Source organism: Pseudomonas sp. BIGb0164 (assembly GCF_024810135.1).
Lineage (GTDB): Bacteria > Pseudomonadota > Gammaproteobacteria > Pseudomonadales > Pseudomonadaceae > Aquipseudomonas.
The window spans coordinates 258,790-284,734 of record NZ_JANUEA010000002.1; the positions used below are offsets into that span (position 1 = coordinate 258,790).

Below are 25,945 nucleotides of genomic sequence, written 5' to 3' on the forward strand. Positions count from 1 at the left end.
CTTCGGTCACACCGAGTAAGCCATCACTTGGAACAGCCGTTTGAAAGGCGCCACGCGCATCACTGCCGGGCCCTCGGCCGCTGACCACCTGAGATGGATGTTGATGTTTTTCAGGAGTTATCCAATGGAGTTGAAGACGATGAAGACCAGCACTGCCAAATCCTCGTTTAACCACCTGCGCGGGCTCAAATTGGCCGCGCTGGCAATCGGCACCAGCTTCGTTCTGGCGGGCTGCGCCGGTAACCCGCCGACCGAGCAATACGCGGTCACCCAATCGGCGGTCAACAGCGCCGTCAGCGCCGGCGGTACCGAATACGCCGCCGTGGAAATGAAGTCGGCCCAGGACAAGCTCAAACAAGCCGAAATCGCCATGCACGACAAGAACTATGACGAAGCCCGTCGCCTGGCCGAACAAGCCGAATGGGACGCTCGCGTCGCCGAACGCAAGTCCCAGGCCGCCAAGGCCGAACAGGCTGTGAAGGACTCCCAGAAAGCTGTTCAGGAGCTGCGTCAGGAAGGCATGCGCCCGGCTGTTATCCCGCAGCAATAAGCCGCCGCCCCTGATTGCATTGCACCCGATATCGAATTGAAAGGACGACACGACTATGCGTAAACAATTGATGATCCCTGCCCTGCTGGCGATGAGCGTTGCCCTGGCGGCGTGCTCCACCCCGCCGAACGCGAACCTGGAAAACGCACGGACCAACTTCTCGTCCCTGCAGACCAACCCGCAGGCCACCAAGCTCGCGGCGCTGGAAACCAAGGACGCCAGCGAATGGCTGGACAAGGCTGACAAAGCCTACCGCGACAACGAAGACCAGAAGAAAGTCGACCAACTGGCCTACCTGACCAACCAGCGCGTTGAAGTGGCCAAAGACACCATCGTGCTGCGCGAATCCGAAGCCAAGTTGAAAAACGCCGGTGACGAACGTGCCCGCGCCCTGCTGCAAGCCCGTGACGCGCAGATCAAACAACTGCAAGACAGCTTGAATGCCAAGCAGACCGATCGCGGTACGCTGGTGACCTTTGGTGACGTGCTGTTTGCCACCAACAAGTCCGACCTCAAGTCCAGCGGCCTGGTGAACATCACCAAGCTGGCGCAGTTCCTGCGCGACAACCCGGACCGTAAAGTGATCGTCGAAGGCTACACCGACAGCACCGGTTCCGATGCGTACAACCAGAGCCTGTCGGAGCGTCGCGCGGCTTCCGTGCAACGTGCACTGGCGCAACAAGGTGTGGATATCTCGCGCATCGTGACCCAGGGTTATGGCAAGGAATACCCGGTTGCCGACAACGGCAGCGTATCGGGCCGCGCCATGAACCGCCGTGTGGAAGTCACCATTTCCAACGACAACCAGCCGGTCAAGCCACGGTCTTCCGTCGCTTACTGAGTCGTCCCGGCGCTACAAAAAACCCACCTTATGGTGGGTTTTTTTTGGCTAGCCAAAGGTGATGGGAACGTCCGCCTCGTCCGGCAGTTCGATTGCCTTCACGCCATAGGCATTGTCCGAGAGTTTCTCCAACAGCTCACTGAGCGCATCGACTTGTGCATCCTCACGCTCCAGCGCCTCCTGCCCCCTGGCCATATCCAGCATGTTGCGTATCGCGCCAATGGTTATCGCCACCGTCCCTTCCCCCGTTCTGCAAAAGTTACCAGGGGATCTGTGGCGTCTTGCGCAATACGGTTCCAGATATTTCCAAAATCGGCGTTATTGCTCCAGCTGTGGCGTCTCCTGGCCCATGCAACGCACCGCTTGCTTCTTGTTGTTCACCAGCACGCCGCTGAGGCCTTTTTGCTCGGTGTCGAACATCACCAGCACGCCATCGACGCACTGCGCCACTTGTGCGGCCGGGGTCAGGGAAATCTTGTAGTCCTCGCCGGGGATGGTCTTGAGCAGGGTGAAGTCGCTGAGCAGCAACGCGTCTTCCGGCTTGGCGAAGTGCAGGTAACCGTAGTACCACAGGCAACCGACTGTGCCGATGATGGTGCCGATACCGGTGAGGATCAGCGGGATCATATTGCGTTCTTCGCTCATTGCGGGCTCTCTGATGAATCAATGTTAGGAAGGGGGTAATTCGGAATCTCGCCCAGGCGGCGCAGGCCGTTGAAGTGCTGTGGGTCGTCCAGATAACGCAGCATCACGGTTTGCCAAGTCTTGTCGGCAAAAGTCTGCACATGCCCGCCACGGGTCAGTTGCAGCACCCTGGGTGGTGGCGCGGCCTGGTACAGGCGGATGCCGTTGGACAGCGGCACAATCGGATCATCCAGGCTGTGGAACAGCAACTTCGGCACACCGGTCAGCTGCGGCATGGCGTTGATCGCACTGTCGGCGTCCGGCACCAGCCAGGACAAGGGTACCTGGAAAGGCCATGTTAACCACGAGGTGCTGAGGGCGAATTGTCCTACGTCACGATAACTGGCCGGCACGCCGTCCAGTACCAAGGCCTTTATCCGGGGCTGGCGCTCGGGGTGGGCCGCCAGGTAATGCACCGCCAGCGCACCGCCCAGGCTCTGGCCCAGTACGATCACCGGCTGGCCTTGGGTTTCAGGCGCCTTGTCGAGCCAGTTGAACGCCGCATCGATGTCCTGGTAGATCGCTGGCAATGACGGCTTGCCTTCGGACAGGCCATAACCACGATAGTCCAGCAGCAGCACTTGATAGCCCTGCTCCGGCAACCACCAGCTCCCCCCCAGGTGCCAGGCCAGGTTGCCGCCGTTGCCATGCAGGTGCAGCACCGTGCCCTTGAGCGGCACGCCGGGCTTGGCCGGTAGCCACCAGGCGTGCAGCTTCACGCCGTCGGCGGTGACCACAGTGACGTCGCGGTAGGCCAAGTGGGCTTTTTCCGGCGTGAACGGCAGGCCGGGTTCGGGGTAGAACAGCAGGGAGCTGCAGCCGTTCAAAGTGAGTAGCAGGCATAGAATGCCGAGGATTCTCATCCGTTGAAACCTCGTAATTGAGAGCGCAGAAGGTCACCTGTAGGCGCCGGCTTGCTGGCGATAACGGTGTATCAGTCGCCGTTGCTTTAGCTGAAAGACCGCTTTCGCAGGCAAGCCAGCTCCCACATTTTTGAACCGGTTTCGTCAGCCTGAACCAGCAAAACCCACATTTTGGTTCGGTTTCGTCAGCCACAACCATTAACCCTGTAGGCGCCGGCTTGCCGACGATGGCGTTTTTTTCAGCTAAAACACGGGTGGCTGATGCACCGCTATCGCCGGCAATCCGGCGCCTACAGGGTGATGGGGTGCCGTCAGAGGATATTGGAGTAGTCCGCCTCGATCCGGTCCAGGCTCAAGTGGTTGAGGAAGTTGGAGAAACACATCCAGGCCGCCAGTGCATTCATGTCGCGGAATTGTTCCGGCAGGTACTTAGGCGGCACCACCAGGCCTTCATCCACCAATTGGCGCAGGGTGCGCATGTCTTCCAAAGTGGTCTTGCCGCAGAACAGCAGCGGCACTTGCTCCAGCTTGCCTTTGCGCACGGCCAGCTGGATGTAGTTGTAGACCATGATAAAGCCCTTGAGGTAGGACAAATCCTTGGTAAACGGCAGACCGGTCGGCACCGAGCCACGGAAGACGCGACTGGCGTTGCCGTAGCTTTCGGCCATTTCAAAGCCTTGCTCGCGGAAGAATTCGAACACCTGCAGGAAGTCGGCGCCCTCCTCCACCATGTGGATGGCGCGGGTGCGGTTGGTGAGTTTGCGCAGGCGACTCGGGTAGGAGGCGAACGTGATGATCTCCATCAGGATCGCCAGGCCTTCCTGGGTCACGGTGGACGACGGCGGGCCCTTGGACAGGAAGGTGCAGATCGGCTGGTTCTGGCCGTTGAGGGTGGTGCCGACGTGCACCAGGCCTTCATGCACTTCCAGGGCGCGCACATCGCGGTCATTGAACATCGCGTCGGCGCGAATCTTGATGTAGTCGGCACCCGCCGCGGCGTCGGCGACGATACCGTCGGACTCGAACACGCGGATGGTCTCTTCGGCTTCGCCGAACACCTTGTTCAGGCGGGTTTGCAACAAGCTGACGGCGTCCTTGGCGGTGAGGGTCTTGGCCTCATCCTTCAAGTCGCCGCGGCCGTCGATGTTGTTGAGGTAGTCGGAGAGCATCAGGCCCAGGTCGGCCAGCGTCGGGTCGCCGGCGTGAAACGCATCGGACGCGGCGCCGTACAGCTCCTGGGAAATCAGCCCGAAGTCCTCGGTGCCGCGCGCTTCGAGCATGCGCACCACCATGCGATATTCCTTGCACATGCGGCGCATGATCTGCCCCACCGGGCTGAACTGGCCGAGGCGACGGGTGATGTCGCGCTCGATGTTCTGGAACTCCAGCTTTACCGCGCTGGAATCGAACGACAGCGGCCGGTTCAGGTAGTAATCACGGTCTACGGCAGGCATGGCCTTGCCCTTGGCCTTGAGGAAACCCTGGCGAATGTTCTCGTCCCACTTCACGGCGTCGAGGACGCGAATCGGTGTTTGCGCCAGCACAATGCGATCAGACAAGGTGCGTATCGTCTGCTGGTAATCGTCCACCCGTTGCTTCCTCTTTAAACGTTATTTGCCCGAGCGCTGGTAGCGCACGGCTTCAACGAACACATCGGCATTGGCCGGGTCATCCAGATAGGCAAACACCTGGTCCATGGGGCTGTCGACCACGACACCGGCACCTTCGACGGTGTCCACGGTGGCGCCATGCAAGGCCTTCTGGCCGATGGCCTGGTGGATCTGCTCCAGGTCCAGGTTGTAGACCACTAATTCGTGTTTTTCGTCGAATTCGAAGCCGGCCAGGATGTAATGCCCACCGAGTTTTGCCGGCAACGCTGCCGACAAATACCAGCGGCTGCCGTGGCGCGACACGGTAAACAGGTACTCATCGCGCTGGCCCGGTTTGCCTGTAGGGTAGCTCACGGCTTTGTAACGGTGATCACCGGCGGCGGTAATGTGCAGGTTGAGCGGTTCGCCCCAGGCGTTTTTGCTGGCCCACTGGCCGATCAGCCCGGACGGCGCGGCTTCGTGGGCCGGCAGCGGGTCCTTGAAGGTCACCAGGCAACCGCTCAGTAGCAGGAACGATAAGGCGATTACCGCGACGCGCCAGGTTTTCATCAAGTACTCCACGGGTGGTATAGGGTGAACCGCTTTATGTGGGAGCGGGCTTGCTCGCGAAAGCAGTGGTTCAGCCAAACATGTATCGACTGACACTGCGCATTCGCGAGCAAGCCCGCTCCCACACAAAGCAAATCCCGTCTTCGTCTAGACCGAGGCCAACACCAAATGCATGTAACGCTTGAGGATCTCAAGCATCTCTTCACCGGTCAGAGGCTCTGCGCCGCCCAGCAGGCCCTGATATTCCATCCGACTGATTATCGCCGTCAACACTTTGGCATCCTGTTGCGGCTCTCGGGAGCCCAATACCTGGAAAAACTGCCCAGTGCCCTGCAGCAGGATTTGTTGGTGGGAGCGCACCAGCTCCGCCAGGCGCGGGTTCAGCAGGGCTTCCTGGCGAAAAGCCAGTTCAGCCATCAGGTGTTCGCGGCGGTTGGTCAGTTGGCGCATCACGTAGTCGGCGGTCAGGCGCGCAATGTCATCGGCCAGTTGCGAGCGTGACTGCGGGCTGCCATCACCGTAGGCGACCATCTCACGCAGCAGCCCTTCGTTGCGCACCCACAGCTTGCCCATGAAGGCGGCGCTGCGTTCGACGTACTGGGCGAAGGTATCGGTGAGCAGGTCGTCGATGTCCTTGAAATAGTAGGTCGTGGCCGACAACGGCACCCCCGCCTCCGCCGCCACCGCCCGGTGACGTACCGCACGCACGCCTTCGCGGACCACGATGCGCATGGCCGCATCGAGAATGTCTTGCCTGCGTTGCTCGCTGCCCCGGCGACTGGCCTTGCGGCCCTGGTACTGGACACTTTCAGCCACGGCAGCCGCAATGCCGGCGGCGCCTTCTTGAGCCATTACGCGGTTCACGACACACATCCTTGAATAGATCAAAACCTGGCGCTGTTCGCTTGACGCTTATTAACGCCACATAAAAAAGCCGCCTTATAAAAGGCGGCTTCGGATTTCGCTACGGTTACGCTTGTGGCCGCATGTGCGGGAACAAGATCACGTCGCGGATCGACGGCGAGTTGGTCAACAGCATCACCAGGCGGTCGATGCCGATACCTTCACCGGCCGTTGGCGGCATGCCGTATTCCAGGGCACGCACGAAGTCGGCGTCGTAGTGCATGGCTTCGTCGTCGCCAGCATCCTTGTCGGCCACCTGGGCCATGAAGCGCTCGGCCTGGTCTTCTGCGTCGTTAAGCTCGGAGTAGGCGTTGGCGATTTCGCGGCCGCCGATGAACAGCTCGAAACGGTCGGTGACGTTCGGGTTGTCGTCGTTGCGACGGGCCAGCGGCGACACTTCGAACGGGTACTGGGTAATGAAGTGCGGCTGTTCCAGCTTGTGCTCCACCAGTTCTTCGAAAATCATCACCTGCAGCTTGCCCAGGCCTTCGAAGCCCAGCACCTTGGCGCCGGCTTTCTTGGCAATGGCACGGGCCTTGTCGATGTCGTTGAGGTCGTCGGCGGTCAGCTCAGGGTTGTACTTGAGGATCGAGTCGAACACCGACAGGCGCACGAACGGTTCGCCGAAGTGGAACACCTTGTCGCCGTACGGCACGTCGGTGCTGCCCAGGACCAGCTGTGCCAGCTCGCGGAACAGTTCTTCGGTCAGGTCCATGTTGTCTTCGTAGTCGGCGTAGGCCTGGTAGAACTCCAACATGGTGAATTCGGGGTTGTGACGAGTGGAAACGCCTTCGTTACGGAAGTTGCGGTTGATCTCGAACACTTTTTCGAAGCCGCCAACCACCAGGCGCTTCAGATACAGCTCTGGCGCGATACGCAGGAACATTTCCATGTCCAGCGCATTGTGGTGGGTTTCGAACGGCTTGGCTGCGGCACCACCGGGGATGGTTTGCAGCATCGGGGTTTCCACTTCCAGGAAGTCACGCTTCATCAGGAAGCTGCGGATGTGGGCGATTACTTGCGAACGTACGCGGAAGGTCTGGCGTACTTCTTCGTTGACGATCAGGTCAACGTAGCGCTGGCGGTAGCGCTGCTCGGTGTCGGTCAGGCCGTGGTGCTTGTCCGGCAGCGGGCGCAAGGACTTGGTCAGCAGGCGCACGCTGGTCATTTCAACGTACAGGTCGCCCTTGCCGGAGCGGGCCAGGGTGCCTTCGGCCGCGATGATGTCGCCCATGTCCCAGGTTTTCACCGAGGCCAGGGTTTCTTCGGACAGCGTCTTGCGGTTGACGTAGACCTGGATGCGACCGGTCATGTCCTGGATCACCATGAACGAGCCACGGTTGAGCATGATGCGACCTGCCACCTTGACCGGGATCGCAGCCTCTGCCAGCTCTTCCTTGGTCTTGTCCGCGTACTGTTTCTGCAAGGCATCGCAGTAGTTTTCGCGGCGGAAGTCGTTGGGGAAGGCATTGCCCTTGGCGCGCTCGGCAGCAAGCTTTTCCTTGCGCAGGGCGATCAGGGAGTTTTCTTCCTGTTGCAGGGCTTGCGGGTCGAGTTGTTGGTCGCTCATGTCTTTAGATTTTCCATCAGGTTCGTTGCCCCCGGCCTGCGGCCGGGGATCGCCGGCAAGCCGGCTCCTACAGGGGTGTTACAGGCCTGATTTCAGGCTGGCTTCCAGGTATTCGTCGATGTCGCCGTCGAGCACCTTGTCGCAGTCGCTGCGTTCGATGTTAGTGCGCAGATCCTTGATCCGCGACGCATCGAGCACATAGGAGCGGATCTGGTGACCCCAGCCGATGTCCGACTTGGTGTCTTCCAGCGCTTGCGACGCGGCGTTGCGTTTCTGCATTTCCTGCTCGTACAACTTGGCCCGCAGCATTTTCATGGCGGTGTCCTTGTTGGCGTGCTGGGAACGTTCGTTCTGGCAGCTGACCACGGTGTTGGTCGGTACGTGGGTGATACGTACGGCCGAGTCGGTGGTGTTTACGTGCTGACCACCGGCACCGGAGGAACGGTAGGTGTCGATCCGCAGATCAGCCGGGTTGATCTCGATTTCCACCTTGTCGTCGATCTCTGGCGAGACGAACACAGCGGAGAACGACGTGTGGCGACGGTTGCCGGAGTCGAACGGGCTCTTGCGCACCAGACGGTGCACGCCGATCTCGGTCCGCAACCAGCCAAAGGCGTATTCGCCCTTGATGTGCACGGTCGCGCCCTTGATACCGGCGACTTCACCGGCCGACAGTTCCATGATGGTCGCGTCGAAACCGCGTTTGTCCGCCCAGCGCAGGTACATGCGCAGCAGGATGTTGGCCCAGTCCTGGGCCTCGGTGCCACCGGAGCCGGCCTGGATATCCAGGTAAGCGTTGTTCGGGTCCATTTCATGGCTGAACATGCGGCGAAATTCAAGCTTGGCGAGGTTTTCCTCGAGACGGGCCAGCTCGGCGACGACATCGCCCACTGCGCCTTCGTCGTTTTCTTCGACGGCCATGTCCAGCAGGTCACGGCAATCGGCCAGACCGGTGTTCAGTTCGTCGAGGGTGTCGACAATCTGCGCCAGCGCAGCGCGCTCGCGGCCCAATTCCTGGGCGTATTCAGGTTTGTTCCAGACGCTCGGATCTTCAAGCTCGCGATTGACTTCGGTCAGACGCTCATGCTTTTGATCGTAGTCAAAGATACCCCCGAATAGTTTCGGAGCGCTCGGACAGGTCCTTGATGGTGTTAAGGATCGGGTTGATTTCCATGGCGGGCAGCACTCGTTGGCGAACTTTTGAAAGCCGGCGAGTATAACGGGAAATGGGGGGGAGCGGCAGTCCGCTGGGCGAAAAGGGTTGGGGGGGGGGGTTGGTGGTGTACATATCCGTTATTTGGGTGATGGCGGGTATTGGTTCCGCCCTTACGGCGGGTCACTTTGGAAAAGAGCCCCAAAGTAACCAAAGGGCTCTTGCCCCAACACTCGGCACCTCGCTCACGCTCGGTGTGCCCGTAATCCGACAGTGATTTGGGGGGCCGCCGCCACGCGCCATCCATGGCGCGGGGCGGCTAAACCGGCATCCCTGCCGGTTTACCCCCCAAATCCCTGCCGAATTCCGGCCAGCGTGTTTGACGGGGCGCCTCAGATCAAAATCAAGATCAAAAGCAAAAGCACAGCGGCCTGACAGCCGGCTTGAGTGGTGTGGATCAAGAGCGAAGAGCTTTGAGGGGGTTGATCGGGGTTTTCGGGTGTACCAAGGTACCTGACGCGGCGCCCTCACTGTGGGAGCTGGCTTGCCTGCGATGGCATCGACTGGGTGTACCTGACTCTCCGAGTTGCCTGCATCGCCGGCAAGCCAGCGCCTACACGTACCTGCTTTTGATCCAACCACTCAGGTCGGCTACTAGGCCGCCGTGCTTTTGCTTTTGATTTTGATCTTAGGCGCCCCGTTAAACACGCTGGCCGAACGCAGGTTTGAATCCGTGGGTAACCCGGCAGGACGCCGGGTTAGCCGCCCCGCGCCATGGATGGCGCGTGGCGGCGGCCCACGGATTCAAGCCTGCGTTCGGGCACACCGAGCCTAGGCGAGGTGCCGAGTGTTGGGGCAAGAGCCTTTTGGTTACTTTTGGGCTCTATCAAAAGTGACCCGCCGTAAGGGCGGAACCCATATCAGCCGTTACCGCAGCAACGGATATGTACTCAAAGGCGCCTACTCAATCCCCACCTGATTACGCCCATTATGCTTGGCCGTATACAGCCCCTTGTCCGCCGCCATGATCAGTTGCCGGCAATCGGTCCCCTGCTGCGGGGTCACCGTCGACAAGCCAATGCTGATGGTCAGGCTGGAGCCTTCCGCCGGGGCAATGTGCGGGATTTTCAGCGCCGCCACCGCCATGCGCAGCTTCTCAGCCACCAAACGCGCACCACCCGGCGAGGTATTCGGCAATACCAACGCAAACTCTTCACCACCATAACGCGCCGGCAGATCCGAAGGCCGGCTGCTGGCTTCGCGGATGGTCGCCGCGACTTTACGCAACGCTTCATCACCTTCGACATGCCCAAAACTGTCGTTGTAGGTCTTGAAGAAGTCCACATCGATCATCAGCAGCGACAACTGGGTCTGGTCACGCATGGCACGGCGCCACTCCAGCTCCAGGTATTCGTCGAAGTGGCGACGGTTGGACAGCCCGGTCAGGCCATCGGAGTTCATCAGGCGTTGCAGCACCAGGTTGGTGTCGAGCAGTTGCTGCTGGCTGACCCGCAGCGCACGGTAGGCCGCGTCGCGCTGCAACAGGGTCATGTAGGAGCGCGAGTGATAGCGGATGCGCGCCACCAGTTCGATGTTGTCCGGTAACTTCACCAGGTAGTCGTTGGCACCGGCCGAGAACGCCGCGCTCTTGATCAGCGGGTCTTCCTTGGTGGACAGCACGATGATCGGGATATTGGCCGTGGCAGGGTGGTTGCGGTACTCGCGCACCAGCGTCAGGCCGTCCAGGCCGGGCATCACCAGGTCTTGGAGGATCACAGTCGGCTTGATGCGGATCGCCTGGGCAATCGCCTGGTGCGGGTCGGCGCAGAAGTGGAAGTCGATGTTTTCTTCATGGGCCAGGCCACGCCGCACGGCTTCGCCGATCATGGCCTGGTCATCGACCAGCAACACCATGGCGGCGTTTTCGTCGGTCTTGATGTCGTCGATCTGTAAATCATTCATGTGCAGTCACCTGAATTACTACCAGCAAGCCAGCACTGCGGGAGGTCGCGATCATTTTGCAAAGACCTCCATCAGTCGGGGCGCAATTCTATCCAGTGGGCGAATTTCAACAGCAGCGTCAATCGCCGCCGCCGCTTTGGGCATGCCATACACCGCTGAGCTCTGCTGATCCTGGGCGATGGTCAAATATCCTTGTTCACGCAACAACTTCAGGCCCTGGGCGCCGTCGCGGCCCATGCCCGTCAGCAGTACACCGACGGCGTCACCGTCCCAGTGGCTGGCGACGCTCTCGAAAAACACGTCGATGGACGGCCGGTAAATCTCGTTCACCGGCTCTGCGGTATAGGCTAGCGTGCCATTTTTCAACAGGCGAATATGATGGTTGGTGCCGGCCAGCAACACCACGCCACTTTGCGGCGGCTCGCCTTCGCGGGCCAGGCGCACCGGCAGGCCGGAGGCGCTGCCCAGCCACTCGGCCATGCCCGCAGCGAACACCTGGTCCACATGCTGCACCAGCACAATGGCGGCCGGAAAGTCCCGTGGCAAACCCTTGAGCAGGATTTCCAGGGCAGCCGGGCCGCCCGCCGAAGAACCAATGGCCACCAGGCTCTGGCGTTTGCTGGCGGTGCGTTGGGGCGCAGTTTCGGCGCGCACGCGGCTGCCACGCTGACCGATCAGCCAGCCAATATTGAGGATTTTGCGCAGCAACGGCGCCGCCGCATCCTTGGGGTTGCCCACGCCGAGCGCGGGGGTGTCCACCACATCCAGCGCGCCGTGGCCCATGGCCTCGAATACCCGGCTCATATTGGCCTGGCGGTCGACAGTCACCAAGAGAATCGCGCACGGTGTCTCGGCCATGATCTGCCGGGTGGCCTCGACGCCATCCATCACCGGCATGATCAGGTCCATCAGGATCAAGTCCGGGGTCAGCTCGGCGCAACGCTGCACGGCTTCAAGGCCATTGCTGGCCACCCAGACGACTTGATGCGCGGGCTCGAAACTCAGGGCACGGCGCAACGCCTCCACCGCCAGGGGCATGTCATTGACGATCGCAATCCTCATGCCCGGGCACCTCCAATCAGCTCGACCACGGCGTCCAGCAGGGCGTCATCGTGGAAACTGGCCTTGGCTAGATAATAGTCCGCGCCGGCGTCCAGTCCACGGCGCCGGTCTTCTTCGCGATCCTTGTACGACACCACCATCACCGGCAACGATTGCAGGCGACTGTCACGGCGCAGGAGTGTGACCAATTCAATACCGTCCATACGAGGCATATCAATGTCAGTGATGAGCAGGTCGAAGTCTTCGGAGCGCAACGCGTTCCAGCCGTCCATGCCATCGACCGCAACGGCCACTTCATAACCACGATTAAGTAACAATTTGCGTTGCAGCTCACGCACGGTCAGCGAGTCATCCACCACCAGCACGCGTTTGCGCGGCGCCTCAGTGGCCTGCTGGCTGCGCCGGGCGATGCGTTCCAGGCGCCCGGTGTTGAGCAGTTTGTCCACCGAACGCAGCATGTCTTCAACGTCGACGATCAACACCACCGAGCCGTCGTCCAGCAACGCCCCGGCAGAAATATCCTGGACCTTGCCCAGGCGATCATCCAGCGGCAACACCACCAACGTGCGTTCGCCGATAAAGCGCTCCACGGCAATGCCATACACCGCGTCGCGCTCACGGATCACCACCACCTTGAGCGTTTCTTCATTGCTCTGCCCCGCCGGGCGCTGCAACAACTGGCTGGCGGCAACCAGGCCGACATGCCGGCCCTCGTGCCAGAAGTGCTGGCGGCCTTCCAGTTGCACAATGTCATCGAGCGCCAGGTCGCACATACGTTCGATGTGCGCCAGCGGGAAGGCATAGGCTTCTTCGCCGACTTCCACCACCAGGCTGCGCACCACCGACAAGGTCAGCGGCACCTCCAGGTGGAAGCGGCTGCCCTGCCCTGCTGTCTGCTCCAGCACCACGGCACCGCGCAGTTGGCGAACCATATGCTGCACCGCATCCAGGCCCACGCCACGCCCGGACACTTCGGTGACTTTGTCACGCAGGCTGAACCCCGGCAGGAACAGGAACGTCAGCAGTTCCTCTTCACTCAGGCGCAGCGCCGTTTCCAGCGGCGACAGGTGCCGGTCGACGATGGTGCCGCGCAAGCGCTCAAGGTCGACACCATTGCCATCGTCGCTCAACTCCAGCACCAGCAAACCGGCCTGGTGGGAGGCGCGCAGACGAATCAGGCCTTCCGCCGGCTTGCCCGCCAGTATCCGTTGTTCGGGGGTTTCGATGCCATGGTCGACGGCATTGCGCAGCAAGTGGGTCAGCGGCGCTTCGAGCTTTTCCAGCACATCGCGGTCGACCTGGGTCTTTTCGCCCTCGATCTCCAGGCGCACTTGCTTGCCCAGGCTGCGGCCGAGGTCCCGCACCATGCGTACCTGCCCGGCCAGCACATCGGCAAACGGGCGCATACGACAGGCCAGCGCGGTGTCGTAGAGCACCTGGGCGCGTTGCCCGGCCTGCCAGCCGAACTCATCCAGCTCGGCGGTTTTTTCCGCGAGCAACGCCTGGGCCTCGCTCAACAACCGACGGGTATCGGCCAGGGCTTCCTGGGCTTCCAGGTTCAGGTCCAGCGTCTTGAGCTGGCCATCCAGGGTATCGAGGGCGCGCACGCCCTGGCTCTGGATACGCTTGAGGCGCTGCATACTGGCCAGGTAAGGCTTGAGCCGCTGGGTTTCCACCAGGGACTTACTGGACAGATCCAACAGGCTGTTCAGGCGCTCGGCGGTCACTCGCAACACGCGCTCGCCGCCTTCGGTCATGCGCTTGTTCTGACGCGGCGGCTCGCTGCTGACCGGCGGCGCCGGTTCTGGCTCCGCTGGCAGCTCCTCAACAACAGGCGGCGAGACCGGCGCGGGCTCGGGCGGCGGTGGTGCAACGGTTTGCACCGGCGCCTGGGATGGATCGAGCAAGCGCTCCATCAGCGCAACATAGGCTTCAATGTCCGCCGACCCCACGTCGTTGCCGGGCGTGGCGATGCGCATCAGCAGGTCGGTGCCTTGCAGCAACGCATCAATATGTTCGGGTTGCAGGTACAGGCGGCTCTCCTGGGCACTGACCAGGCAATCCTCCATCACGTGGGCCACGCTGACCCCGGCGTCCACCCCGACAATCCGCGCCGCGCCCTTGAGCGAGTGCGCCGCACGCATGCAGGCCTCAAGCTGGTCGGCCTGGGTGGGGTTGCGTTCCAGGGCCAGCAGGCCCGCGCTCAACACCTGGGTCTGCGCATCGGCTTCCAGGCTGAACAGTTCCAGCAGCGAGGCGTCGCGCATCTGGTCGGGGGTCATGTGAGGCTCCGGGTCACGGCGGACAACAATTGCGCCTCATCCAGCCAACGCAGGCTGCGGCCTTTCCACTGCAACACACCTTGGGTGTAACGCGCACTGGCCTGGGTGCCCGAGGCCGACGCGGCTTTTAATGTGCGCTCATCGATGGCATGGATACCGTCGACTTCGTCCACCGGCACCACCACCGGGCCATCCTGCGCGGCGATGATCAGCATGCGCGGCATGACGCGCCCGCCCGTGGTGCCAGGGCTGGTGCTGTCCAGGCCAAGCAATTCCACCAGCGACAGGCACGCCACCAGCGCACCGCGCACGTTGGCCACGCCGAGCAAGGCACGGGAGCGTTGGTGCGGCAGGGAGTGAATCGGCTGCAACGGCGCCACTTCCACCAGGCAGCGGGTGGCGATACCCAGCCACTCCTCGCCGAGGCGGAACATCAACAGGGAACGGGTGACCACATCCGTGGCCACTTCGGCCTCAGCCTGGGGGCGACGGTCGTCCTGTTGCAGGGCATAACGGTCCAGCAGGCGCGTGGCCGCCGCCGAATACACCGCGCAGTTGCGGCAGTGAATGTGCTCCGCCAGCAAGGGGCAGGACTTGTCACCGTGGATGCCGATGCGGTTCCAGCAGTCGTCGATGGCTTGGGTGTCGGCCAGGGTCAGGTCCAGGCCTGCGGTATCGAGCGCGTCGGGGCTACTCATCGTTTGGACTCACTGTCAGCTCGCTCGCTGCGGGCGGCCCGCGCCTGCAACCGGCGCGCCCCCGCATTGTCGCCCTGGGATTCAAGCAACGCAGCCAGGTGCATCAAGGCTTGCGGGTGCTGGGGTTCCAGGTACAAGGCTTTTCGGTAATACCCCTGGGCTTCCAGGGCGCTGCCGGCCACATCGCTGAGCAGCCCCAGCCAGTAGAACACCTGGGCGGCGGGCGGGTGGTTGCTTAAATACTGTTCGCAGGCCGCACGGGCCTCGGCACTTTTGCCTTCGTTGGCCAGGGTGGCGATCTGGCTGAGCAAGTGACCCGCATCGGTTTGCGCGGTTTTGATCGGCGTCACGGCGGGCGGGACAAGGCTGAACGGTCGCGGCTTGGGCGGAATCGGCGCCGCACTGCGCTGCGGCACCGGCGCGGGCATCGGCACGAACACCGGCTCGGCCTTGACCGGCTCCGCATGCCGGCTGAACGCGAAGGACTGCGGCACGCCAATCGAGCGCATGCCGTGGCGCCCCAGCAGGCTGCCCTCGGCCGGGCCGATGAACAGCACGCCGTCCACATGGGTCAGGCCCTTGAGCACGTCGAACACTTGCTTCTGGGTCGGCTGGTCGAAGTAGATCAGCAGGTTGCGGCAGAACACAAAGTCGTAGGTGGGCTCATTGGCCAACAGGGCCGGGTCGAGCAGGTTGCCGACTTGCAGGCGCACCTGCTCGCGCACGCGATCATCGATACGATAGCCGTCGGCCTGTTCGGTGAAGTGACGTTCACGAAAGCCGATATCGCCACCGCGAAACGAGTTCTTGCCGTACACCCCGCGCCGGGCGCGTTCCACCGACAGCGGGCTCACGTCCAGGCCCAGCACCTTGAATTGGTGCGGCGCCATCCCGGCATCCAGCAACGCCATGGCTATCGAATAGGGTTCTTCGCCGGTGGAACAGGGCAGGCTCAAGATGCGCAAGGCGCGCATCTGCTTGATCTCGGCCAGGCGCGCCACCGCGAGCCGGGCCAGGGTGGCAAACGATTCGGGGTAACGAAAGAACCAGGTCTCGGGGACGATCACCGCTTCGATCAGCGCTTGCTGCTCGTCATGGGAGCTTTGCAGGTGTTGCCAGTACTGGTCGGCCGTCTGCGTTTGCAGGGCCTGGCTGCGCTGGCGCACCGCACGGTCGATGATGGCTTCGCCCACCGAGGCCACGTCCAGGCCGATGCGTTCCTTGAGGTAGGCCGAAAAGCGCGGGTCGCTGCTCATAGGCTCAGCTCGGCAGAAAACAGCAAGGTGCGTACTTCGTCGTTCAACAAGTCGTTCACGCCGATCCACTGCATCAGGCCCTGGGCATCTTCGCGCACCGGCCCCAGGTACGGCGCCTGCGGGTTATCCAGGCCATAGGGCTGGAACTCGGCGGGGTCGCAACGCAGGGTGTCGGTGGCTTGCTCCAGGATCAGCCCCAGCCAGCGGGCTTCGAGCCACGGTTGCGGCTGATAGTTGACCAGCACCAGGCGCGTGCTGGTGCGAGCCTGGGCGGCCGCGCCGAACGTGAGGGCACTGAGGTCGATGACCGGTACCAGCACGCCCCGGTGGGCAAAGATCCCCGCCACCCACACCGGCGCATGGGCAATGGGCTTGAGGGGCAGGCGCGGCAGTACCTCGGCCACTTCCGTGGCCTTGAGGGCATAGCGCTCCTGGCCGATCCGAAACACCAGGTACAACGCCTTTTTCGCTGCCGGGACGGCGCCGCGTTTAGCCGCGAGGTCGCTCATCAGACTTTGAAACGCGACACGCCGCTGCGCAGACCGACCGCAACCTGGCTCAGTTCATCAATGGCAAAGCTGGCCTGGCGCAGCGACTCCACGGTCTGGCTGCTGGCATCGCCCAACTGCACCAGCGCGTGGTTGATCTGCTCGGCACCGGTGGCCTGGGCCTGCATGCCCTCGTTGACCATCAACACACGCGGCGCCAGCGCCTGGACCTGATGGATGATCTGCGACAGCTGCTCGCCCACTTGCTGCACCTCGAACATGCCGCGACGCACTTCTTCGGAGAACTTGTCCATGCCCATCACGCCCGCCGACACCGCCGACTGGATCTCGCGCACCATCTGTTCAATGTCGTAGGTGGCCACGGCGGTCTGGTCGGCCAGGCGCCGCACTTCGGTGGCCACCACGGCAAAGCCGCGACCGTACTCACCGGCCTTCTCGGCCTCGATGGCCGCATTGAGGGACAGCAGGTTGGTCTGGTCGGCCACCTTGACGATGGTCACCACCACCTGGTTGATGTTGCCGGCCTTCTCATTGAGGATCGCCAGCTTGGCGTTCACCAGGTCGGCGGCGCCCATCACCGAGTGCATGGTTTCTTCCATGCGGGCCAGGCCTTGCTGGCCGGAACCGGCGGCCACCGAAGCCTGGTCGGCGGCGGTGGACACTTCGGTCATGGTGCGTACCAGGTCCTTGGACGTGGCGGCAATCTCGCGGGACGTGGCACCGATTTCGGTGGTGGTGGCAGCGGTTTCGGTGGCGGTGGCCTGTTGCTGCTTGGAGGTGGCGGCAATCTCGGTGACCGAGGTGGTCACCTGCACCGAGGAGCGCTGGGCCTGGGACACCAGGGCGGTCAGCTCGGTCATCATGTCGTTGAAGCCGGTTTCCACCGCGTTGAACTCGTCCTTGCGCTCCAGGTTCAAGCGCTTGCTCAGGTCACCGTCACGCATGGTGCCCAGGATCGACACGATGCGCTGCATCGGCGCCATGATCGCGCGCATCAACAGCAGGCCGCAGAGGCCGGCAGCAACGACAGCGAATGCCAGCGACACGAACATGCTGACCTTGGCGGCCTCGACGGCGTCGTCGATGGCAGTGGTCGCGCGGTCGGCGACGTCCTTGTTTTCCGTAATGATGTCATTGAGCTTCATGCGCCCTGCCGTCCAGGCGGGCGTCAGGGTGGTGTTGAACTCCTTGCGCGCAGCGGCGAGGTCATTGCGCTGCAGGCTGTCGAGCACCACAGCCAGGCTCTTGTTGTAGGCCTGGTGCAGGGTTTCGAATTTATCGAACTCGGCCTGGTCTTCACGGCCGTTGATGGTTTTCTGGTAGTTGGCCATCTGCGTCAGGATGCGACCTTCAAACGACTTGAAGTCGGCCTTGTCCGCGTCGGTCAGGCCTTTGTCGTCACGCAGGCCGAGCAATTCCAGGGTCTGCAGGTAGCTGTCGACCCAGGCGCTGCGGATCATCGAACTCAGGTAAACGCCCGGTACGGCATCGTCACGTACCGCGACTTCACTGGCTTCAATCTTCAGCAACCGTGAATAGGAGACCACAACCATTAACAGCATGATGGCGATAATGACCGCAAAGCTTGCCAAGATCCGTTGGCGCAAGGTCCAGTTCTTCACAGTAATTCCTCGAAGGGCCGATCAAATGCCGGGGAGTATAGCTGAGCAGAAGCCCTCATTTATCAATGGGTTTTGATGTAGCGATCACAGAAAGCAAATGTGGGAGCGGGCTTGCTCGCGAATGCGGTGGATCAGTCAGCAGAGAGGTGACTGATAAACCGTATTCGCGAGCAAGCCCGCTCCCACAATTTGATCGGCGTGAAGCCAGCGGTTACTGGTTCAGGCGCACCTGTTTTTCCAGCTCCAGCTTCAAACCTGGCTCCAGCCTCAGCTGGCGCGCCAGCTCGTCGAGGTAGGCTTTTTCCATGAAGTTTTCCTCATCCACTAGCATCACGCTGGCGATGTACATCTCGGCCGCCATTTCCGGGGTGCCCGCCGCCCGCGCCACGTCGGCCGGGTCCAGGGGTTTGTTCAGCTCGGCATGCAGCCAGCCTTGCAGCTCGCGGTCGTTGTCCAGCTTGGTGAACTCACCTTCGATCAGCGCACGTTCACGCTCATCCACATGGCCGTCGGCCTTGGCTGCCGCCACCAGTGCCTTGAGGATCGCCTGGCTGTGCTGCTCGACCTGGGCCGGTGGCAGGCGATCGACCGTCTGTGGCTCGCCTTTCGGCGCATTCGCTTGTTGCGCCTGCCAATTGCCATACGCCTTGTAGGCAATCACCCCCAGTGCTGCCAGCCCGCCGTAAGTCAGGGCTTTTCCGCCAAACTTGCGGGCTTTTTTATTGCCCAGCAACAGGCCCATGGCACCCGCCGCCAGGGCTCCCCCACCGGCGCCACCGAGCAGGCTGCCCAGCCCGCCACCGCCGAGCAAGCCGCCAAGGGCGCCTTTATCCTCCTGCTTACGCGAGTCGCCGGCCTTTTTCTGCAGCATGTCCTGACCGGATTTGAGCAACTGATCGAGCAATCCACGGGTATTCATAAGGAACCTCCAGGCACTTGGGTACGTAGGACTAATAGGCTCCCAGCGTAAAACCAAGTGCCAAAAACCCTCGATCTAGAGTGCTTCCAGATGTAACGCCACGGCCTTTCGATTAAAACGATATACACTCGAACAAATCTATAAAAATACCCCACTGGTAATTCCAGCATGATGACCTTGCGTCAAATCCGGCACTTTATCGCCGTGGCCGAGACCGGCTCGATCTCCGCCGCCGCGCAGACCGCATTCATTTCCCAGTCCACCCTGACCCTGGCGATCCAGCAACTGGAGCAGGAAATCGGCGTCAACCTGTTCAACCGCCACGCCAAGGGCATGACCCTGACCCACCAGGGTCACCAATTCCTGCGTCAGGCGCACTTGATCCTCGCCACCGTCGACAACGCCAAGCGCAGCCTGCAACAGAGCACCGACCAGGTCGCCGGGCAGTTGATCATCGGCGTGACCAGCCTGGTGGCCGGTTATTACCTGGCCGATCTGCTCACCCGCTTCCAGCGCGCCTACCCCAACGTGGAAATCCGCGTGATGGAGGACGAACGCCCGTATATCGAGCATTTACTGGTCAGCGGTGAAATCGACGTGGGTGTGCTGATCCTCTCCAACCTCGAAGACCGCCACGCCCTGCAGACCGAAGTGCTCACCCATTCACCCCACCGCCTGTGGCTGCCGGCGCAGCACCCGCTGCTGGAGCACGACAGCATCAACCTGGCCGACGTCGCCCGCGAGCCACTGATCCAGTTGAACGTCGATGAGATGGGCCACAACGCTCAGCGCATGTGGGCCGGCGCCGGCCTGCAGCCCCGCGTCACGCTGCGCACCGCCTCCACCGAAGCCGTGCGAAGCCTGGTGGCCGCAGGGCTTGGCGTGTCGATCCAGCCGGATATGACTTACCGCCCGTGGTCACTGGAGGGCGACATCATCGAAGCCCGACCGATTGCCGACCTCAGCCAGACCCTCGACGTGGGCCTGGCCTGGCGCCGTGGTACTGCGCGGCCGGCGCTGGTGGACCCGTTCCTGACGGTGGCCCGCGAACAGCCGCACCCGCGCAAGCCATCTATTTAATCGAATGCTGCATTCAGTATTTAGTATTTGTTGACCTCGCGCCTGACCTCTAGTCTCTGCTTATCCCATAAGAGAAAGGTCAAGCGCTCGTAAGAGAACGCCCATGGCCATACAAGAAAAGAGATCGCGAAAAATGTCCGGCGCGCCCACCCCGCTGCTCACTGCGTTGCTGATCGACGGCGAACTGGTCCAGGGCCAGGGCTTTGCCGAGCCGATCCTCAACCCGGCCACCGGTGAAGTCCTCACCCAGATCGCCGAAGCCAGCACCGAACAGGTGGAAACCGCGATCCTCGCCGCCCACCGCGCCTTTGCCGGCTGGTCACGCACCACGCCCCAGCAACGCTCGAACATCCTGCTCGGCATTGCCGACGCTATCGAAAAACAAGCCGACTATTTAGCCCGCCTGGAATCCCTGAACTGCGGCAAGCCGTTGCACCTGGCGCGCCAGGATGACTTGAGCGCCACTGTCGACGTGTTCCGTTTTTTCGCCGGCGCCGTGCGCTGCCAGACCGGGCAACTGAGCGGCGAATACCTGCCGGGCTACACCAGCATGGTGCGCCGCGATCCCATCGGGGTGGTGGCGTCGATTGCGCCATGGAACTACCCGTTGATGATGGCCGCATGGAAGATCGCGCCTGCCCTAGCGGCCGGCAATACCCTGGTGTTCAAGCCGTCAGAACATACGCCGCTGTCGATCCTGGCATTAGCCCCCGCACTTAAAGAGCTGCTGCCGCGTGGCGTGATCAATATTCTGTGTGGCGGCGGCGAAGGCGTCGGCAGCCATCTGGTGAGCCACGCCAAAGTGCGCATGGTCTCGCTGACCGGCGATATCGTCACCGGGCAGAAGATCCTGCAAGCCGCGTCCAAAACCCTTAAACGCACGCACTTGGAACTGGGAGGCAAGGCCCCAGTGATCGTGTGCAACGACGCCGACCTGCAAGCAGTGGTCGAGGGTGTGCGCGCCTACGGTTATTACAACGCGGGCCAGGATTGCACCGCCGCGTGCCGCATCTACGCCCAGGCCGGTATCCACGACAAGCTGGTCGCCGAACTCGGCGCCGCTGTGAGCAGCCTGCGCTTTGCCGGCAAACGCGACACCGACAACGAACTGGGCCCGCTGATCAGCACACGCCAGCGCGACCGCGTGGCCAGTTTTGTCGAACGCGCCCTCGGCCAGCCGCATATCGAACGCATCACCGGCGCCGCCGTGCATTCCGGTGCGGGCTTCTATTACCAGCCGACCCTGCTGGCCGGTTGCAAGCAGCACGATGAAATCGTGCAGCGCGAAGTGTTCGGCCCGGTGGTCACCGTGACCCGCTTCGACGAGCTGGAACAAGCCGTGGACTGGGCCAACGACTCCGAATATGGCCTGGCCTCGTCGGTGTGGACCCAGAACCTGGACAAGGCCATGCAAGTGGCCGCACGCCTGCAATACGGCTGCACCTGGATCAACAGCCATTTCATGCTGGTCAGCGAAATGCCCCACGGCGGCTTGAAGCGCTCGGGGTACGGGAAGGATCTGTCCAGCGATTCGCTACAGGACTACAGCGTGGTGCGGCACATCATGGCCCGCCACGGCCAGCATCTTTAAAACAACAACTAAGCTCATGCGTTACGGCTTCACACACTGCCCCGACCATAATTAAAGAAGAGGGAATCCCCATGTCTGCGCACAAGACCGCACTGCTCAGTGCCCTGACCACCGCGCTGCTGGCCAGCGCCAGCCTCCAGGCCGCCGAACCGCTCAAGGCGGTCGGCGCCGGCGAAGGCCAACTGGATATCGTCGCCTGGCCCGGCTACATCGAACGTGGCGACAGCGACAAGGCCTACGACTGGGTCACCGGTTTCGAGAAGGAAACCGGTTGCAAGGTCAATGTGAAAACCGCCGCCACCTCTGACGAAATGGTCAGCCTGATGGCCAAGGGCGGCTATGACCTGGTCACCGCGTCGGGCGATGCATCGCTGCGCTTGATCGGTGGCAAACGTGTGCAGCCGATCAACACGGCGCTGATCCCCAACTGGAAGAACATCGACCCGCGCCTCAAGGATGCGCCGTGGTACGTGGTCGGCCAGCAGACCTACGGCACCCCGTACCAGTGGGGCCCGAACGTGTTGATGTACAACACCAACGTGTTCAAGACCGCGCCCACCAGCTGGAGTGTGATTTTCGACGCGCAGAACCTGCCGGACGGCAAGCCTAATAAAGGTCGCGTGCAAGCCTATGACGGCCCGATCTACATCGCCGATGCGGCGCTCTACCTCAAGAGCACCAAGCCGGAGCTGGGCATCCAGAACCCTTATGAGCTGACCGAAACCCAGTACAAGGCCGTGCTTGAACTGCTGCGTGCCCAGCAACCGCTGATCCATCGCTACTGGCACGACACCACCGTGCAAATGAGCGACTTCAAGAACGAAGGCGTGGTGGCCTCCAGCGCCTGGCCGTATCAGGTCAACGGCCTGGTCAACGAGAAACAGCCGATTGCCTCGACCATTCCGAAGGAAGGCGCCACTGGCTGGGCGGACACCACCATGCTGCACACCGACGCCAAGCACCCGAACTGCGCCTACAAGTGGATGGACTGGTCACTGCAGCCGAAGGTCCAGGGCGACGTCGCGGCCTGGTTCGGCTCGTTGCCAGCCGTACCGGCGGCCTGCAAGGAAAGCGAGCTGCTGGGCGCCGAAGGCTGCAAGACCAACGGTTTCGACCAGTTCGACAAGATCGCCTTCTGGAAAACCCCGCAGGCTGAAGGCGGCAAGTTCGTGCCGTACAGCCGCTGGACCCAGGATTACATCGCGATCATGGGCGGCCGCTGAGCCTGCCTGACAACGCAGGACAAAATGTGGGAGCGGGCTTGCTCGCGAAAGCGGTGTGTCAGTCAACACATCTGTAACTGATCCACCGCATTCGCGAGCAAGCCCGCTCCCACACAGATTCAGTACCGCGTTTATTTTTCAGAAGTCCAGGCCGGGCCGCTGCGACGACCCGCGCTTTTTTGGAGCACCGCACCATGACGCTTGCAGTCCAATTCACCCACGTTTCCCGTCAGTTCGGCGAAGTGAAGGCCGTTGACCGGGTTTCCATCGATATCCAGGACGGCGAGTTCTTTTCCATGCTCGGCCCTTCCGGCTCCGGCAAGACCACTTGCCTGCGCCTGATTGCCGGTTTCGAGCAGCCGAGCGCAGGCTCGATCCGTATTCATGGCGAGGAAGCCGCCGGCTTGCCGCCGTACCAGCGTGACGTGAACACCGTGTTCCAGGATTACGCGCTGTTCCCCCACATGAACGTGCGCGACAACGTGGCCTACGGCCTCAAGGTCAAGGGTATCGGCAAGACCGAGCGCCTGAACCGTGCCGAAGAAGCCCTCGCCATGGTTGCCCTCGGCGGCTACGGTGACCGCAAGCCGGTGCAGCTTTCCGGTGGTCAGCGCCAACGGGTCGCCCTGGCCCGCGCCCTGGTCAATCGCCCACGGGTGCTGTTGCTTGACGAGCCCCTGGGCGCCCTCGACCTCAAGCTGCGCGAGCAGATGCAGAGCGAGCTGAAAAAGCTGCAGCGCCAGCTCGGTATCACCTTTATTTTCGTGACCCACGACCAGACCGAAGCGCTGTCGATGTCCGACCGGGTGGCCGTGTTCAACAAGGGCCGCATCGAGCAGGTCGACACCCCGCGCAACCTCTACATGAAACCCGCCACCTCGTTCGTGGCCGAGTTCGTCGGCACCTCTAACGTGATTCGCGGCGAACTGGCGCAACGCCTCAGCGGCAACGCGCAAGCGTTCTCGATCCGCCCGGAACACGTGCGTTTTGCCGAAGGTGCGCTGGGCACCGGTGAAGTGGAAGTCAGCGGCCTGCTGCATGACATCCAGTACCAAGGCAGCGCCACCCGCTATGAACTCAAGCTGGAAAACGGCCAGGCCCTGAACATCAGCCAGGCCAACAACCAATGGCTGGATACCAGCAGCGGCTACCAGGTGGGCCAGCCCATCACCGCGCGCTGGGCACGGGAAGCGATGACGCCCCTGACCGACAGCGCAGGCGAGGTGTGACATGAGCCTGGCCCTTTCCCAACCGCCGATGCGCAGGTTTTCCAACCTGCTGTACCGCAAGCCCAACCTGTACCTGGCGATGTTGCTGGTGCCACCGCTGATCTGGTTCGGCGCCATCTACCTGGGCTCGTTGCTGACCCTGCTGTGGCAAGGCTTCTACACATTCGACGACTTCACCATGGCGGTCACGCCGGACCTGACCCTGGCCAACTTCGCCGCGCTGTTCCAGCCGTCGAACTTCGACATCATCGTGCGCACCTTGAGCATGGCGATCGTGGTGTCCATCGCCAGCGCCATCGTCGCGTTCCCGATTGCCTACTACATGGCGCGCTACACCACGGGCAAGACCAAGGCGTTTTTCTACATCGCAGTGATGATGCCGATGTGGGCCAGCTACATCGTCAAGGCCTACGCCTGGACCTTGCTGCTGGCCAAGGGCGGCGTGGCGCAGTGGTTTGTGCAGCACCTGGGCCTGGAGCCGGTGTTGCAGTTCGTGCTGGGCATTCCCGGTGTGGGCGGCAGCACCTTGAGCACCTCGCACCTGGGACGCTTCATGGTGTTCGTCTACATCTGGCTGCCGTTCATGATTCTACCGATCCAGGCCTCGCTGGAGCGTTTGCCGCCTTCACTGTTGCAAGCGTCGGCGGACCTCGGCGCCAAGCCGCGCCAGACCTTCATGCAGGTGATTCTGCCGCTGTCGGTGCCGGGGATTGCGGCGGGTTCGATCTTCACCTTCTCGCTGACGTTGGGCGACTTCATCGTGCCGCAACTGGTCGGCCCACCGGGTTACTTCGTCGGCGGCATGGTGTACGCCCAGCAAGGCGCCATCGGCAACATGCCCATGGCGGCGGCGTTCACATTGGTGCCCATCGTGCTGATCGCGGTTTACCTCTCCATTGTCAAACGCCTGGGGGCCTTCGATGCACTCTGAGAAATCTTCGCTGGGTCTGAAGATCGCAGCCTGGGGCGGCTTGGTGTTTTTGCACTTCCCGATCCTGATCATCTTCCTCTACGCCTTCAACACCGAAGAAGCCGCGTTCAGCTTTCCGCCCCAGGGCTTCACCCTGAAGTGGTTCAGCGTGGCCTTCGCCCGGCCGGACGTGCTGGACGCGATCAAGTTGTCGCTGCAGATCGCGGCCATTGCCACGTTGATCGCCATGGTGCTCGGCACGCTGGCCTCGGCGGCGTTGTATCGCCGTGAGTTCTTCGGCAAGCAAGGCGTGTCGTTGATGCTGATCCTGCCGATTGCATTGCCGGGGATCATCACCGGTATCGCGCTGCTGGCAACCTTCAAGACGCTGGGCATCGAGCCCGGGATGTTCACCATCATCGTCGGCCACGCGACCTTCTGCGTGGTGATCGTCTACAACAACGTGATCGCGCGTTTGCGCCGTACCTCCCACAGCCTGATCGAAGCCTCGATGGACTTGGGCGCCGACGGCTGGCAGACCTTCCGCTACATCATCATGCCCAACCTGGGCTCGGCACTGCTGGCCGGCGGCATGCTCGCCTTTGCGCTGTCGTTCGACGAAATCATCGTCACCACCTTCACCGCCGGCCACGAGCGCACCTTGCCGCTGTGGCTGCTCAACCAGCTGAGCCGCCCACGGGACGTGCCGGTGACCAACGTGGTGGCAATGCTGGTGATGCTGGTCACGATGTTCCCGATTCTCGGTGCCTATTACCTGACACGCGGCGGTGAAAGCGTGGCGGGGAGTGGCGGTAAATAACGGACAACACATAGCCACTGTTGAAACACGGTCAATGTGGGAGCTGGCTTGCCTGCGAT

24 protein-coding genes are annotated in these 25,945 nt (G+C 62.1%); 8 read left to right on the forward strand and 16 right to left on the reverse strand.

Features of this window, described 5'->3' with window-relative positions; translation table 11 throughout:
* The first annotated feature begins 139 nt into the window (after nucleotides 1–139).
* Entirely contained in the window at nucleotides 140–550 is a 411-nt protein-coding gene (locus M2394_RS05130) for a DUF4398 domain-containing protein (protein WP_178919075.1), read from the forward strand.
* Nucleotides 551–605: 55 nt separating this feature from the next.
* Nucleotides 606–1,391 (forward strand): OmpA family protein, encoded by a 786-nt coding sequence (locus M2394_RS05135; RefSeq protein ID WP_178919077.1) that lies wholly within the window; start codon nucleotides 606–608, stop codon nucleotides 1,389–1,391.
* 48 nt (nucleotides 1,392–1,439) lie between these two features.
* Here the strand turns inward: M2394_RS05135 and M2394_RS05140 are convergent, their stop codons facing one another.
* From M2394_RS05140 to M2394_RS05215, 16 genes are all read right to left on the reverse strand, one after another.
* On the reverse strand, nucleotides 1,440–1,625 hold the full coding sequence (locus M2394_RS05140) for a hypothetical protein (protein WP_259171818.1): 186 nt from the start codon (nucleotides 1,623–1,625) through the stop codon (nucleotides 1,440–1,442).
* Between the two features lie 84 nt (nucleotides 1,626–1,709).
* The gene (locus tag M2394_RS05145; RefSeq protein ID WP_178919081.1) at nucleotides 1,710–2,036 is read right to left on the reverse strand and encodes a hypothetical protein; all 327 of its coding nucleotides are present in this window, start codon (nucleotides 2,034–2,036) and stop codon (nucleotides 1,710–1,712) included.
* Nucleotides 2,033–2,938, reverse strand: a complete 906-nt coding sequence (locus M2394_RS05150) for an alpha/beta hydrolase (protein WP_178919083.1) — start codon at nucleotides 2,936–2,938, stop codon at nucleotides 2,033–2,035. The genes M2394_RS05145 and M2394_RS05150 overlap by 4 nt, the downstream gene beginning before the upstream one ends.
* 311 nt (nucleotides 2,939–3,249) lie before the next feature.
* Nucleotides 3,250–4,527 carry a flavohemoglobin expression-modulating QEGLA motif protein gene (locus M2394_RS05155; RefSeq protein ID WP_178919085.1) on the reverse strand — a complete coding sequence of 426 codons (1,278 nt, stop codon included), beginning with the start codon at nucleotides 4,525–4,527 and terminating at the stop codon, nucleotides 3,250–3,252.
* Between the two features lie 21 nt (nucleotides 4,528–4,548).
* Nucleotides 4,549–5,097, reverse strand: a complete 549-nt coding sequence (locus tag M2394_RS05160; protein WP_178919087.1) for a hypothetical protein — start codon at nucleotides 5,095–5,097, stop codon at nucleotides 4,549–4,551.
* A gap of 147 nt (nucleotides 5,098–5,244) precedes the next feature.
* On the reverse strand, nucleotides 5,245–5,961 hold the full coding sequence (locus tag M2394_RS05165) for a TetR/AcrR family transcriptional regulator (protein WP_176999365.1): 717 nt from the start codon (nucleotides 5,959–5,961) through the stop codon (nucleotides 5,245–5,247).
* Nucleotides 5,962–6,067: 106 nt separating this feature from the next.
* Nucleotides 6,068–7,570 (reverse strand): lysine--tRNA ligase, encoded by a 1,503-nt coding sequence (lysS, locus tag M2394_RS05170; protein WP_008431110.1) that lies wholly within the window; start codon nucleotides 7,568–7,570, stop codon nucleotides 6,068–6,070.
* Nucleotides 7,571–7,648: 78 nt separating this feature from the next.
* Nucleotides 7,649–8,744, reverse strand: a protein-coding gene (prfB, locus tag M2394_RS05175; protein ID WP_098465888.1) for a peptide chain release factor 2 whose coding sequence is annotated in 2 segments (ribosomal slippage) — nucleotides 7,649–8,671 and nucleotides 8,673–8,744 — 1,095 coding nt in all. Because the reading frame shifts where the segments join, the coding sequence is not laid out codon by codon here.
* A gap of 939 nt (nucleotides 8,745–9,683) precedes the next feature.
* Nucleotides 9,684–10,685, reverse strand: a complete 1,002-nt coding sequence (locus tag M2394_RS05180) for a PleD family two-component system response regulator (RefSeq protein WP_176994790.1) — start codon at nucleotides 10,683–10,685, stop codon at nucleotides 9,684–9,686.
* A gap of 51 nt (nucleotides 10,686–10,736) precedes the next feature.
* On the reverse strand, nucleotides 10,737–11,747 hold the full coding sequence (locus M2394_RS05185) for a chemotaxis response regulator protein-glutamate methylesterase (RefSeq protein WP_178925751.1): 1,011 nt from the start codon (nucleotides 11,745–11,747) through the stop codon (nucleotides 10,737–10,739).
* Nucleotides 11,744–14,029 carry a hybrid sensor histidine kinase/response regulator gene (locus M2394_RS05190; protein ID WP_259171819.1) on the reverse strand — a complete coding sequence of 762 codons (2,286 nt, stop codon included), beginning with the start codon at nucleotides 14,027–14,029 and terminating at the stop codon, nucleotides 11,744–11,746. Before M2394_RS05190 ends, M2394_RS05185 begins: the two co-directional genes overlap by 4 nt.
* Nucleotides 14,026–14,727, reverse strand: coding sequence for a chemotaxis protein CheW (locus M2394_RS05195; protein WP_176994793.1), 702 nt, complete (start codon nucleotides 14,725–14,727; stop codon nucleotides 14,026–14,028). The genes M2394_RS05190 and M2394_RS05195 overlap by 4 nt, the downstream gene beginning before the upstream one ends.
* Nucleotides 14,724–15,983, reverse strand: coding sequence for a protein-glutamate O-methyltransferase CheR (locus M2394_RS05200; protein ID WP_259171820.1), 1,260 nt, complete (start codon nucleotides 15,981–15,983; stop codon nucleotides 14,724–14,726). The genes M2394_RS05195 and M2394_RS05200 overlap by 4 nt, the downstream gene beginning before the upstream one ends.
* A complete protein-coding gene (locus M2394_RS05205; protein WP_259171821.1) occupies nucleotides 15,980–16,492 on the reverse strand; it encodes a chemotaxis protein CheW in 513 nt (170 codons plus the stop codon). The genes M2394_RS05200 and M2394_RS05205 overlap by 4 nt, the downstream gene beginning before the upstream one ends.
* Complete coding sequence (locus M2394_RS05210) at nucleotides 16,492–18,114, reverse strand: methyl-accepting chemotaxis protein (protein ID WP_178925756.1); 1,623 nt, start codon at nucleotides 18,112–18,114, stop codon at nucleotides 16,492–16,494. The genes M2394_RS05205 and M2394_RS05210 overlap by 1 nt, the downstream gene beginning before the upstream one ends.
* Nucleotides 18,115–18,325: 211 nt before the next feature.
* Nucleotides 18,326–19,033: a tellurite resistance TerB family protein gene (locus M2394_RS05215; protein ID WP_178925757.1), complete on the reverse strand. Its 708-nt coding sequence runs from the start codon at nucleotides 19,031–19,033 to the stop codon at nucleotides 18,326–18,328.
* Between the two features lie 168 nt (nucleotides 19,034–19,201).
* Between M2394_RS05215 and M2394_RS05220 the strand changes: the two genes are divergently transcribed.
* The 6 genes from M2394_RS05220 (at nucleotide 19,202) to M2394_RS05245 (ending at nucleotide 25,886) form a co-directional block, all read left to right on the forward strand.
* Entirely contained in the window at nucleotides 19,202–20,113 is a 912-nt protein-coding gene (locus M2394_RS05220) for a LysR family transcriptional regulator (RefSeq protein ID WP_101267138.1), read from the forward strand.
* A 133-nt stretch (nucleotides 20,114–20,246) separates the two neighbouring features.
* Nucleotides 20,247–21,704 (forward strand): gamma-aminobutyraldehyde dehydrogenase, encoded by a 1,458-nt coding sequence (locus M2394_RS05225; RefSeq protein ID WP_259171822.1) that lies wholly within the window; start codon nucleotides 20,247–20,249, stop codon nucleotides 21,702–21,704.
* Between the two features lie 71 nt (nucleotides 21,705–21,775).
* Entirely contained in the window at nucleotides 21,776–22,927 is a 1,152-nt protein-coding gene (ydcS, locus tag M2394_RS05230) for a putative ABC transporter substrate-binding protein YdcS (protein WP_178925759.1), read from the forward strand.
* 194 nt (nucleotides 22,928–23,121) lie between these two features.
* A complete protein-coding gene (locus tag M2394_RS05235) occupies nucleotides 23,122–24,156 on the forward strand; it encodes an ABC transporter ATP-binding protein (RefSeq protein WP_259171823.1) in 1,035 nt (344 codons plus the stop codon).
* Between the two features lies 1 nt (nucleotide 24,157).
* Nucleotides 24,158–25,087 (forward strand): ABC transporter permease, encoded by a 930-nt coding sequence (locus M2394_RS05240; protein WP_178925761.1) that lies wholly within the window; start codon nucleotides 24,158–24,160, stop codon nucleotides 25,085–25,087.
* Nucleotides 25,077–25,886: an ABC transporter permease gene (locus tag M2394_RS05245; protein ID WP_176994802.1), complete on the forward strand. Its 810-nt coding sequence runs from the start codon at nucleotides 25,077–25,079 to the stop codon at nucleotides 25,884–25,886. Before M2394_RS05240 ends, M2394_RS05245 begins: the two co-directional genes overlap by 11 nt.
* Nucleotides 25,887–25,945 lie beyond the last annotated feature (59 nt).

Bases quoted from the DNA above. Each gene is read 5' to 3' on its own strand.
- M2394_RS05130 (WP_178919075.1), top strand. From the start codon at position 140: ATGAAGACCAGCACTGCCAAATCCTCGTTTAACCACCTGCGCGGGCTC.
- M2394_RS05135 (WP_178919077.1), top strand. From the start codon at position 606: ATGCGTAAACAATTGATGATCCCTGCCCTGCTGGCGATGAGCGTTGCC.
- M2394_RS05145 (WP_178919081.1), bottom strand. From the start codon at position 2,036: ATGAGCGAAGAACGCAATATGATCCCGCTGATCCTCACCGGTATCGGC.
- M2394_RS05150 (WP_178919083.1), bottom strand. From the start codon at position 2,938: ATGAGAATCCTCGGCATTCTATGCCTGCTACTCACTTTGAACGGCTGC.
- M2394_RS05160 (WP_178919087.1), bottom strand. From the start codon at position 5,097: ATGAAAACCTGGCGCGTCGCGGTAATCGCCTTATCGTTCCTGCTACTG.
- lysS (WP_008431110.1), bottom strand. From the start codon at position 7,570: ATGAGCGACCAACAACTCGACCCGCAAGCCCTGCAACAGGAAGAAAAC.
- M2394_RS05180 (WP_176994790.1), bottom strand. From the start codon at position 10,685: ATGAATGATTTACAGATCGACGACATCAAGACCGACGAAAACGCCGCC.
- M2394_RS05185 (WP_178925751.1), bottom strand. From the start codon at position 11,747: ATGAGGATTGCGATCGTCAATGACATGCCCCTGGCGGTGGAGGCGTTG.
- M2394_RS05190 (WP_259171819.1), bottom strand. From the start codon at position 14,029: ATGACCCCCGACCAGATGCGCGACGCCTCGCTGCTGGAACTGTTCAGC.
- M2394_RS05195 (WP_176994793.1), bottom strand. From the start codon at position 14,727: ATGAGTAGCCCCGACGCGCTCGATACCGCAGGCCTGGACCTGACCCTG.
- M2394_RS05200 (WP_259171820.1), bottom strand. From the start codon at position 15,983: ATGAGCAGCGACCCGCGCTTTTCGGCCTACCTCAAGGAACGCATCGGC.
- M2394_RS05205 (WP_259171821.1), bottom strand. From the start codon at position 16,492: ATGAGCGACCTCGCGGCTAAACGCGGCGCCGTCCCGGCAGCGAAAAAG.
- M2394_RS05215 (WP_178925757.1), bottom strand. From the start codon at position 19,033: ATGAATACCCGTGGATTGCTCGATCAGTTGCTCAAATCCGGTCAGGAC.
- M2394_RS05220 (WP_101267138.1), top strand. From the start codon at position 19,202: ATGATGACCTTGCGTCAAATCCGGCACTTTATCGCCGTGGCCGAGACC.
- M2394_RS05225 (WP_259171822.1), top strand. From the start codon at position 20,247: ATGTCCGGCGCGCCCACCCCGCTGCTCACTGCGTTGCTGATCGACGGC.
- ydcS (WP_178925759.1), top strand. From the start codon at position 21,776: ATGTCTGCGCACAAGACCGCACTGCTCAGTGCCCTGACCACCGCGCTG.
- M2394_RS05235 (WP_259171823.1), top strand. From the start codon at position 23,122: ATGACGCTTGCAGTCCAATTCACCCACGTTTCCCGTCAGTTCGGCGAA.
- M2394_RS05240 (WP_178925761.1), top strand. From the start codon at position 24,158: ATGAGCCTGGCCCTTTCCCAACCGCCGATGCGCAGGTTTTCCAACCTG.
- M2394_RS05245 (WP_176994802.1), top strand. From the start codon at position 25,077: ATGCACTCTGAGAAATCTTCGCTGGGTCTGAAGATCGCAGCCTGGGGC.